The sequence below is a fragment of the Asticcacaulis sp. genome (assembly GCF_051956075.1).
GTDB lineage: Bacteria > Pseudomonadota > Alphaproteobacteria > Caulobacterales > Caulobacteraceae > Asticcacaulis.
The window spans coordinates 35,546-45,541 of sequence record NZ_JBQCGA010000054.1 but is presented as its reverse complement, the minus strand read 5'-3'; the positions used below and the strand labels follow the sequence as shown (position 1 = coordinate 45,541).

The 9,996-nt window shown below is 64.0% G+C and carries 11 protein-coding genes; 4 read left to right on the top strand and 7 right to left on the bottom strand.

Going from position 1 to position 9,996, the window contains the following annotated elements; genetic code table 11:
• On the bottom strand, positions 1 to 710 hold a 710-nt coding region (locus ACTHLA_RS14280), incomplete at its 3' end, for a LysR family transcriptional regulator (protein ID WP_440190671.1).
• Positions 711 to 798: 88 nt separating this feature from the next.
• On the opposite strand from ACTHLA_RS14280, the gene ACTHLA_RS14275 reads away from it, so the two are divergent.
• On the top strand, positions 799 to 1,710 hold the full coding sequence (locus ACTHLA_RS14275; RefSeq protein ID WP_440190668.1) for an NAD-dependent epimerase/dehydratase family protein: 912 nt from the start codon (positions 799 to 801) through the stop codon (positions 1,708 to 1,710).
• On the opposite strand, the gene ACTHLA_RS14270 is transcribed toward ACTHLA_RS14275, so the two are convergent.
• Positions 1,707 to 2,444 carry an SDR family oxidoreductase gene (locus tag ACTHLA_RS14270; RefSeq protein ID WP_440190665.1) on the bottom strand — a complete coding sequence of 246 codons (738 nt, stop codon included), beginning with the start codon at positions 2,442 to 2,444 and terminating at the stop codon, positions 1,707 to 1,709. The two genes, ACTHLA_RS14275 and ACTHLA_RS14270, sit on opposite strands and share 4 nt — an antisense overlap.
• A gap of 134 nt (positions 2,445 to 2,578) precedes the next feature.
• On the opposite strand from ACTHLA_RS14270, the gene ACTHLA_RS14265 reads away from it, so the two are divergent.
• On the top strand, positions 2,579 to 3,151 hold the full coding sequence (locus ACTHLA_RS14265; RefSeq protein WP_440190662.1) for a TetR/AcrR family transcriptional regulator: 573 nt from the start codon (positions 2,579 to 2,581) through the stop codon (positions 3,149 to 3,151).
• 34 nt (positions 3,152 to 3,185) lie between these two features.
• Here ACTHLA_RS14265 and ACTHLA_RS14260 read toward each other — a convergent pair whose 3' ends face one another.
• Positions 3,186 to 3,737: a hypothetical protein gene (locus ACTHLA_RS14260; protein WP_440190659.1), complete on the bottom strand. Its 552-nt coding sequence runs from the start codon at positions 3,735 to 3,737 to the stop codon at positions 3,186 to 3,188.
• Between the two features lie 97 nt (positions 3,738 to 3,834).
• Between ACTHLA_RS14260 and ACTHLA_RS14255 the strand changes: the two genes are divergently transcribed.
• Both ACTHLA_RS14255 and ACTHLA_RS14250 read left to right on the top strand, forming a co-directional pair.
• On the top strand, positions 3,835 to 4,566 hold the full coding sequence (locus tag ACTHLA_RS14255) for a YoaK family protein (protein ID WP_440190656.1): 732 nt from the start codon (positions 3,835 to 3,837) through the stop codon (positions 4,564 to 4,566).
• A gap of 109 nt (positions 4,567 to 4,675) precedes the next feature.
• Positions 4,676 to 6,481, top strand: a complete 1,806-nt coding sequence (locus tag ACTHLA_RS14250) for a chloride channel protein (protein ID WP_440190653.1) — start codon at positions 4,676 to 4,678, stop codon at positions 6,479 to 6,481.
• 85 nt (positions 6,482 to 6,566) lie between these two features.
• Here the strand turns inward: ACTHLA_RS14250 and ACTHLA_RS14245 are convergent, their stop codons facing one another.
• The 4 genes from ACTHLA_RS14245 to ACTHLA_RS14230 form a co-directional block, all read right to left on the bottom strand.
• A complete protein-coding gene (locus tag ACTHLA_RS14245) occupies positions 6,567 to 7,175 on the bottom strand; it encodes an SOS response-associated peptidase (protein ID WP_440190650.1) in 609 nt (202 codons plus the stop codon).
• Positions 7,176 to 7,178: 3 nt separating this feature from the next.
• Positions 7,179 to 7,793, bottom strand: coding sequence for a demethoxyubiquinone hydroxylase family protein (locus ACTHLA_RS14240; protein ID WP_440190647.1), 615 nt, complete (start codon positions 7,791 to 7,793; stop codon positions 7,179 to 7,181).
• A 160-nt stretch (positions 7,794 to 7,953) separates the two neighbouring features.
• Complete coding sequence (locus ACTHLA_RS14235; protein WP_440190644.1) at positions 7,954 to 8,700, bottom strand: LuxR family transcriptional regulator; 747 nt, start codon at positions 8,698 to 8,700, stop codon at positions 7,954 to 7,956.
• A 73-nt stretch (positions 8,701 to 8,773) separates the two neighbouring features.
• Positions 8,774 to 9,886, bottom strand: a complete 1,113-nt coding sequence (locus tag ACTHLA_RS14230) for a heavy metal-binding domain-containing protein (RefSeq protein ID WP_440190641.1) — start codon at positions 9,884 to 9,886, stop codon at positions 8,774 to 8,776.
• Positions 9,887 to 9,996: the final 110 nt, after the last annotated feature.

Genomic DNA, 9,996 nt, shown 5'->3' with positions numbered 1-9,996 from the left:
CCCAGCCCCGCGCCGGCGCGCAATAAATGCCAGCCCAGCACCTGATCGTCGGTGCGCACGCCGAAGCTGTGCCGGGTGACATTCATGCCGCGCGCCTGAAAATTACGGATGATCATGTCGTCGCGGTCGAAGCCGATCAGGTCGAAATCGGGCAACTCATTAACGCCGCGCGGACGCCCGCGCCGCTCAAGATAATCGCGGGCGCCGTAAAGCCCCAGCGGCGTCTCGCCCAGCTTACGCGCGATCAAGGCCCCTTGCGTCGGATCGAACATACGGATGGCGATATCGGCGTCGCGGCGCAGCAGGTTCTGCGACTGGTCTGAGGCCACGATCTCGATCTCGATCAACGGCTCGTCGCGGCGCAGGGCGGCGATGACCGGCGGCAGGATCAGGTTCGACATCACAACCGACGCCGTAATCCGCACCGTGCCGCGCAAGGATTCGGTGCGGCCGCTGGCCTTGAGCAACAGGGCGTCGGCGGCGCGTCCCATCGCCTGCGCATCCTCGGTCAGGGCCAGCCCGGCCTCGGTCGGCTCCAGCCCCTGCGCCGAGCGCCGGAACAGCGTCACGCCGAGGCGGGTTTCCAGCTCGCGGATATGTCGGCTCAGCGTCGGCTGGGTCGCGCCGATACGCTGCGCGGCGGCGGACAAAGAACCGGTTTCGATCACGGCCAGAAAGGCGCGCAGCAGGGTCCAGTCGAGACTATCCATATTTGCATATCTAACATGCAAATTACCGCAATTTCCATGCAAATATAAATGAGCGATCCTGCCGTCATCGCAAATCAAGGAGATGACGATGAAAACGGTTCTGGTTCTGGGCGCAAATGGCGGGGTCGGCAGTGTCGCAGCGCGCGCCTTCAGGGCGCATGGCTGGCGGGTGATCGGCCTGGTAAGGCCGGGCAAGACGGCGGGCGAGGGCGTCCTGTCGGTCGCGGCGGACCTGTTCGACGCAAAGGCCGTGGCGGCGGCTTGCGGTCATGTCGATGTGGTGTTCAACGGGCTGAACGTCCCCTATCCGGTGTGGGCGGACAAGCTTTTGCCGACCCTGACGGCGGCGGCGGACATCGCCGAAGCTTTGGGCGCGCGTCACATCTATCCGGGCAGCGTCTATAATTTCGGCCGCCATATGCCGCCGCGCCTGACGCCGGAGACGCCGTTCGCCCCGACCACGCTGAAAGGCCGCCTGCGCGTATCTGCCGAGGCCCTGTTCCGTGAGCGCGCCGAGGCGGGGCGCCTGCACACAATCGTGGTGCGCGCGGGCGACTTCTTCGGCGATGTCGCCGCCAATAGCTGGATGAACGCTTTGGTCGCCAAGGATCTGCGCAAGGGCAAGCTGTCTTCGCCCGGCGGCTATGACACGGTTCACGCCTGGGCCTGCCTGCCCGATCTGGCCGAGGTCATTGTCCGCCTGGCGGAGGTCGAAGGCGATCTGGCCGCCTATGAGGTCTTCCATTTCGAGAGCTGGAACGTAACGATGCGGGACTTGCGCGTAGCGGCGGAAAAGGCGCTGGGGCGGCGCGTGCGCCTGAGCCGTTTCCCGCGCATCTTCTTCCATCTGGCCGCGCCGTTCGACGCCTTTATGAAGGCGACTTTGGAAATGCTCTATCTGTGGGACGCGCCGCACGGCCTCTATGACGAACGCCTGGCGCGGGTCATCGGCGAGACGCCGAGGACGCCGCTGGACCAGGCGTTGCGGTACTTAACCTAAGCTTCTTCCAGCGCCTCGGCGCGTTGCGACAGGGCGGCGTCGAGCGCGCGTCCGTCCCTGAGCCACAACTGTTCGATGTTTCTGGCGGTCGGATCGGGGAAGATGTGCGTCTCGCCGGCTTCGATGCCTTCCACGATAGCCTTGGCCGCCGACTCAGGCGTCGCCTTGTCCCACGGCAGGTCGCGCGCCATGTCGGTGTCGATCGGCCCCGGATAGACGCCCAGCACGGCGACGCCGCGCGGCTTAAGGCTGTAACGCAGGCTTTGCGTAAAGGATTGCAGCGCCGCCTTGGAGGCCGAATAACCGGCCATGCCGGGCGCCGAGGTCAGGCCGACCACGCTGACCACATTGACGATCACGCCGGTCTGGTCCGGCACGATGGGCGCAAAGGCGCGCGCAGCGCGGATCGTGCCGTAATAGTTGGTGTCCATATCGCGTTGCAGGACGTCAAGGTCGCTGTCCAGCACGTCGCCCGCGGCGGCGACCCCGGCATTGTTGATCAAAACGTCGATATCGCCTGCGGCTCTGGCAGCGGCGGCGACCGAAGCCTCATCGGTGATGTCGAGTTGCAGGGCCTGTACGCGCGCATCGCCGAAATCGGGCAGGGCGGCGGGGTTGCGCGCGGCGGCATAGACCTTGGCGACGCCCGCGCTTAAAAGCTGATGGACAAGGGCGGCGCCGATGCCGCGATTGGCGCCGGTGACGAGGACGATTTTTCCAGAGAGATTAGGCATGGCTGTGAGCCTTTCGTGAGAGCGTCAAAACGGCGCGTTGGTGTAAACCGATCTGTTTACACCGGCATAGGTAAACAGATCGGTTTACATTGTCAAGCCGCCGTGCTATAAAATTTTCTGCAAAGGAGATCACTGTGGCCGACGCCGCTGTTCCGAACAAAAAGCAGGAGATCATCGCCAAGGCCTATGAGGCCTTTTACGCGGGCGGCTTTCACGCCACCGGCGTCGATGCGGTCATGGCCGACAGCGGCATCTCAAAGCGCACCCTCTATAAGTACTTCCCGTCCAAGGAAGACCTGATCGAGGCGGTGCTGGACCGCTATGGCGAAGGCGTCGAGGCCTGCCTGTTCGAGCCGGCCAAAGCCCGCAACCCCGATCCGCGCGCGCAGATTCAGGCTCTTTTCGACATCAAGCGCGAGATGATGGAAGCGAGCGGCTTTCAGGGCTGTCTGGCCATGCGCGCGGCGCAGGAATTTGCCGGACGCTGCGGCCCGATCGAGGCGCGCGGCCAGCAGGCGGGGCGTTATATCGAACAACGCTTCACGCAGCTCTGCGCCGAGGCGGGCCTGCCCGATCCTGAGGCGCTTGGCCGCGAACTCAACAACATCTTTCAGGGCGCGGTTCTGGTCGCGCAGGTCCGGCGCAATACCGAAGCCTTCGACGCCGCGCGCGCCACGGTGGCGGCGCGGCTTGGCGACGGAACCTGAAACTAGAACTGCCAGACTCTAAAACTGCCAGACTCTAAAACTGACAGGCCGCAGGAACCTTGTCGTCGCTCCAGTCGGATACGGCGACCTGCGGGCCTGCGACACTGACGGGCTTGCCGTCCTTCACGCCCTTGCCGGTCAGCAGATTGACGTCGCAGCTATGCCCATTGTCGGGATCGAGCGTATCGTAGGCGTTGGCGGTTATGCCCGCCGCCACCAGCTTGCCATTACGCCAGGCCAGGGTGAGCAGCCGCGTCCAGTGATCGCGCCCGACCGCCTCATTGCCGTCGCTGACCTGCAAACCGCCCTTGTCCGTCAGTTTCAGTTCCGGCGTACTGCCGAACATGCCGCCATTATAGGCGATGGCGGGCGTATGGGCGGCCAGGGTGAAGCCGTTGTCGCCGCCGAACCAGACCCACAGGTCGGCGGCGCTGTCGTCATTATCGGTCAGAACCGCCCGGTCCATCACGCCGTCGTCGTTCCAGTCGCCGCTGACGGCGGAAATGACCGTCGAGGTCGGCGACGGCGCGGCGGCCATGGCCGGGACGGCGACAAGACAGGCGAGCAGGGCGGCGCAACGGAACATGGCGGTCTCCTTGACGTTATCGCGTCAGCCTACAGCATCGGCCCGTCCGCGCAAGGCGAGGCTTGCGGCGGCCCCGGATGCTTCTACAATCGCGGCCATGAGCGCCGCTGACGAAGACCGCCCCGAACGCACCTTACCGGTCGCCGCCCTGCTGATTCTGGCGGCGGGCATGCTCGACGCCTATACCTATGTCGGCTACGGCGGCGTGTTCGCCAACGCCATGACCGGCAATATCGTCAAGCTGACGGCGGCCCTGGCGCAAGCCTCGTCACCGGATCAGGGCTGGCGCGCCCTGCCGTTCGTCACGCCGATCCTCGCCTATCTGATCGGGGTCGGGGTCGCCCATGCGCTGAAGGAGCCGCCCTTGCGGCGACTGATCCCGTCGGCGGCGCGCGTCTCGCTGGCCGTCGAGGTCGTCTTTTTGTTCTGCGTCGCCCTGCTGCCCGAGCATATCGCGCCGGACATGGCGGTGGTGGCGGGCATCGCCTTCGTGGCGGCCCTGCAGGCGACCAGCTTCACGCGCATCGGACACCTTTTCTACACCTCGGTGACGACCAGCGGAAACTTACGCCATTTCGCCGAAAGCTTCATGGCCGCCTTCGTGTTCCGGCGCGGCGGCCCGGCGCCGCAAAAAAAGCAGCGGCGCGAGGCCCTGTTCTTCTTTACCCTGTGCGCAAGCTTTGTTCTGGGCGCGCTGATCGGCGCCGTGGCGACGGCGCGTCTGCATCATCCGGCGGTGTGGCTGCCGCTGATCGTGCTGACGGCGGCCCTGGCCCTGTGCCTGCCGTGGAACGAGTCCATCCGTCGCCTGTTCGCCGAAGATCGCTGAATTTCGCCTGTCAGCGCGCGAACCGGCTTCACATTGTCGCGCGAGAAGTCTAAGGTTTTTTTGAAGAATCTCGCCGTCTCATCCGCCGCAACGCGGTCTGGAGCCCCTGATGCAACTGCTTGGCCAGAACGTCAGCCCGCCGCATCTCAATGACCTTCTGCTGGGCAAGACGGTCAAGCGGCCTGTGCTGCGCGGCGTCGCCCTGTTCAAGCGCCATCTGCAAGGCTCCGAGGTCTGGTTCATCGTGCTGGCCACCGGGGTCGGCCTGCTGGCCGGCGTCATGGCGGCGCTCCTCAGCCATACGGCGCACCTGCTGCAATCCATCCTCTACGGGTTTTCGCCCGATCTGCGTCTGAGCGCCCTGCCGGAATTGCAGCCCTGGCATCTGCTGGCCCTGCCGATGGGCGGCTTTATCCTCGGCGTGCTGCGCCTGATCTTTCCGCGTCGCGCGCGCCAGCCGATCGACGTGATCGAGGCCAACGCCCTCTATGGCGGGCGCATTCCTCTGCGCGACAGTCTGATGGTGTCGCTGCAAACCCTGATCTCCAACGGTTTCGGCGCCTCGGTGGGCCTCGAAGCCGCCTATGCCCAGATGGGCGGCGGCATGGCGTCCAAGATCGGTCAGTGGCTGGACTTAAAGCGCGCTTCTTTACGCACCCTGGTCGGCGCAGGCGCGGGCGCGGCCATCGGCGCGGCCTTCAACGCGCCGCTGGCGGGCGCCTTCTATGCGTTCGAAATCGTGCTGGGCGCCTATACGCCTGCGGCCCTGGCGCCGGTGGCGGCGGCGTCGCTGACGGCGGTGGTCGCCGCGCAACTGATGCAGAACGAACCGTTCGTCATCGCCAGCACCATCGGACGCGACATCTCGCTGCCCGGCTATCTTCTGTTCGCCCTGCTCGGCATCATCTGCGCCGGAGTCGGCATCGTCATCATCCGGCTGGTGGCCAGCGCCGAGGCGCTGGTGCGCCGTCTGCCCATCGGCGATGTCTGGCGCCCGCTGGTCGGCGGGATCTGCCTGATGCCGGTCGCCTTCGTGGCGCCGCAGGCCCTGTCGTCCGGCCACGGCGCCATGCAGCTCTTTCTGGCGCAGCAATCGCTGATCCTCACGCTTCTGGCGGTGTTCGTGCTGAAAATGTGCGGTTCGGTGCTGTCGCTCGCCTTCGGTTTCCGCGGCGGCCTGTTCTTCGCGTCCCTGTTTCTCGGCTCGCTGCTGGGATCGGCCTTCGCCATGACGGTCAACCATATCTGGCCCGCGGCCAATCTCGATCCGACGAATTCGGCCCTGGTCGGCATGGCCGGGCTGGCGGTCGGCATTGTCGGCGGTCCGATGACCATGTCGCTGCTGGTGCTGGAGGTCACGCACGACTTCGCGCTGACGGCGGCGGTGGTGACGGCGGCCCTGTGCTGCTCGGCCATCATGCGCGAATATTTCGGCTATTCCTTCTCGACCTGGCGCCTGCACCTGCGCGGCGAAGCGATCCGCACGCCGCGCGACATCGGCTGGGTGCGTTCCCTGACCGCCGCGCACCTGATGCGCAAGAACCATACGACCCTGCCCGATACGATCAGCATCGCGTCTTTACGCGAACAGGTGCCGCTTGGCTCGACCAGCCGCGTCCTGCTGGTCGACGCGGCGGGCGACTATCATGGACTCGTTCTGACCGCCGAAGCCTATGGCGAGGGCGTCGATCCAGACGGCCCGGCCAGCCAGATCGCGCGCCAGACCGATGTTTACGTGCGGCCCGACATGGATATCGCCGCCATCCAGCGCGTGTTCGAACATTTCGGCGTCGATGATCTGGCCGTGGTCAGCGAAGACCACAAGCTGATGGGCCTTTTGACCGAAAAATATGTGACGCGGCGCTACGCTGAAGAACTGGAGCAGTCGCAACGCGAGTTTTTCGGAGAAAACTGAGGCCTTCGGCGTCCGTGGGTGGGTGGGAGTCGTCGGCCTGCCTAAATTCGGCAATAATCGGCCAAAAAACCCGCTTTTTTCGCCTTTATAACAAACTTCCCAGCGTTTCTTCGCTTACGCCCAGCGGCGCAGGCTGGCGCAGATCGACCGCCTGGCGCCTCAGCCATGCCGCCCAGCTTTGCGGGGATAAGATGACCGGTTCGCGGTCGTGAATCGCCGCCATATCCGGCCCCGCCGGTCGCGTCAGCACGGCGAAGCTCCATAACTCGCCCTCTGCCAGATAGGCCTCCTCCCACAATCCGGCCAGCATCAGCGGCTGGTTGTCGGCGCGCGCGACGCGGTAACGGCGGCGATGCGTCTTAGGCCCCGACCATTCGTAAAACGCTTCCGCCGGAACCAGCGCACGCCGATACCGCCACGCGCCCTTGAAAGCCGGTTTCAAATTGGCCTCTTCAACGCGGGCATTGAACGTCGCCGCCTTCCAGTCCTTCAGCGCGCCGCGATACCAGGACGGAACCAGTCCGAACCGCGCAGGCATGACCTCAAAGGCGCGGCTCTCCGGGTTTTCCACGACAATGGCCGCCCCCGCCGACGGCGCGACCCGCCGCGGCAAAACCGGCAGGGCGGCTGGCCTAACCCCCAGTAAATCCTGCAAAAACGCCAGTTGCGCCAGAGTATCGAACTGTCCGCACATGCCTTATCCTTCGTGCAGGGCGCGCGTCATGCGAGTGACGTCGCCCTGTGTCGATAGCCATATGACCGATTCGGTCGCCATGACGACGAAGGCTTCAAGACGCTTCGCTATAAAGGTCGGTTGCAGGCGCGATTCGGCCCAGTCGAGATGCGAAGCCTCTTCAATTTGGATCGTCGCGATAACATCGTGCAGGGCCTTGTCGCGTGTTTTCAAAAAGCGCAACTGTTCGCTTAAGTGGCGATGGACGGTCTGTTCGACGGCTTTGGTGCAGGCCATGATGGCGTTTTGCCCCATCAGTGCCGTCGCGCAGCCCAATACATATCCGCCAAGGCTCCATGCAGACATAGCGCGACACGGACGCGCCTGTCGCGACGGCATAGCCAGATGGAACTGCCGACAATGATCAATTTCGTGGCCGAGCATCTCGCTGAGGAAAGGGACGAGGTCTTTATGTAGCCAGCGCGCAATGTATATCTGCGCGCGATAAATACGAATGGCGCCATATTCGCCAGCGTGATTGACCTTGAGTATGCGGGTTATGGTCGCGCGCGCATGAATGGTAGACAAGGCATCGAACCGTCCGCACATAAGTTTCTCTCCTATGTGCGGACAATTCATGCCCCCCGCGCCCCCCGGTTTCAGGATCCGGAGGCTAAAACGGACCCTGAAACGAAAACGTGGCGTCAAACGACGTGGAAAATCAACCACATCCGCGCGGGGCGTGGTATCACGAGAATTCGTGAGGGGACGCAGAAAAGCCGCAATCCATCGCATTTCGTCAGGGTTGAATATGGCCGTCAACAATGGCGCGCACCACGGCGGTGACGCGGTTGCTGGCGTCCAGCTTGCGAAAGATCGAGCGCATATGGGTATCGACCGTATTGCGACTGATGCTGAGGATGACGCCGATATCATCGTCAGTCTTACCTGCCGCCACCCAGGTCAGGATTTCGCGCTCCTTGGGCGACAGGGAGGGCGCTTCAACCGGCGGGGCGGGACGGGCGTAGAGCCTTTTGAAGGCGACATAGAACTGGTTGCAGAAGGCGCCGATCAGGTCGCGGTGCGCCTCGGCGTCGTTGTGTGGCTGGCTGCTGGCCAGACCGACGCCCGCCTGCAGATTGCGTCGGCCATGGATCGGCACGCCAATGCCGCCATACAGTCCGGCGTCGGATTCAGCGATGCGCATAAAGCGTTTCTGCGCGTCGGAATAGATCGAGTTGCGCTCCAGCTCCTTCCAGGTGAAGGCCTGACTGCGCAGGGCCGCCGCGCGCAGCACCGGGTCGATGCCCGCATAGCCGCGCCGCTCATATTCTTCGTCCCAGTCCGTTGGATAGGTGCTGTAAACGCCCATCCTGCGCCATTCGTCCGGCAGGTCGAAATCGAGCGGCGCCGAAAAGATCAGCCGGTCATAGCCATATTGCCCGACCGCGCGCTGCAAGGCGGCGAACAACTCGTCGCCGCTGCGCGCCTCGGCGGTGTCGCGGATAAAATCTTCAAAGCGGTAGAATTGGGTGCGGTCGAGCATGTGCGTGCGAAAACTGGATAACAGGTCTGTAACATGAGCCGCCGCCTTCGTCCCGTCAATTCGCGTGAAAAGCTTAGCCGCCTTCGTTTTGCCGCAGCAGCATCATGCCGGAATCGCCATCGACCCAGGTGTCCTTATCGCGCACAATGGCCTGCGCGGGCAGCATCTGGGTGGCGACGCCCATGCCCGCCGTTTTGCGCACCGCCGTGCCGATGGCCATGAATTCGATCAGGCCCTGACCGATCTCGATCACATAGGTCTTGACCCCGACCACCTCCTGCGCGCCCAGCTCGTCGGCTTCGCGCTTCAGGCGGCTGATGCAGTGTTCGCGGGCGTCGTGAACCAGCTCGGTCAGTTCGGAAATCTCGCCGCGCGCCAGCGATTTCAGCGCCGAGAAGATGCCGCCGACCACGCCGAGCGAATAGATCGAGGTGGACATCAACAGCTTGACCGGCGCATAGCCGAGGCTGGCCATCGACCACAGCTCCTCGCCAGTCAGATCGGAGGAGGCGACCTGACCCGAAGGCAGGCCCGGATGATGCATGGCCGTGCCGGTCATGACCATTTCGTGCGTGCCCATCCATGGCAGCACGGTGGTGCGTATGCCGACGACGGCGTTGGCGCCGTCCGCCGCCGCCGCTTGTGTGATGCGCTCAAGCGCCTTGTGGCGCGTCTTGTTGAACACGTCGGAATATTCCGAGATTTCGCCGCGCGCCAGTTGCTTGAGCGCGCCGATCAGCCCGCCGCCGACCCCCATCGAATAGGCGATATTGCCAAAGACGTGATGGATCGGCTGATAGCCGGCGTCCATGTGGCAGTAGAGTTCCTGCGCGTCGCCCGCCGAGGTGAAGAAGGCGCCCGAGGCGCCATGCAGGCACGAGCCGATGAACAGAAATTCAGTATTGCCAGACAGGCCGCGCAGGTTGCCGGACACGCCTGCAACGCCGGACGCGCCATGGTTCTGCGCCTCGCGCGCCATGCGCGAAAAGGCGTGCATGCGCCCGTCCTGGATCGCCTGCGTCACCTGCGGAATCTCGCCGCCGAGAATATTGTTCAGCCCCGCGCCGATCGAGCCCAAAAAGCCCATCGAATTGACGCTGTTGCCGACCACCAGTTCGCCGGGCGTATAGCCTTTCAGCGCCATGCAGTAGATTTCGTTACCCGACAAACCCGTGACGCTGGCCATGACATTCCTCCGTGCCTTTCGCCAAAGGTGAAGCCGCGAAGGCGGTCTGTCAATCGCAATCGAAATGGCGGGATTTATGGCTTTCTTATGTGGGCGCGCCATTCACCACA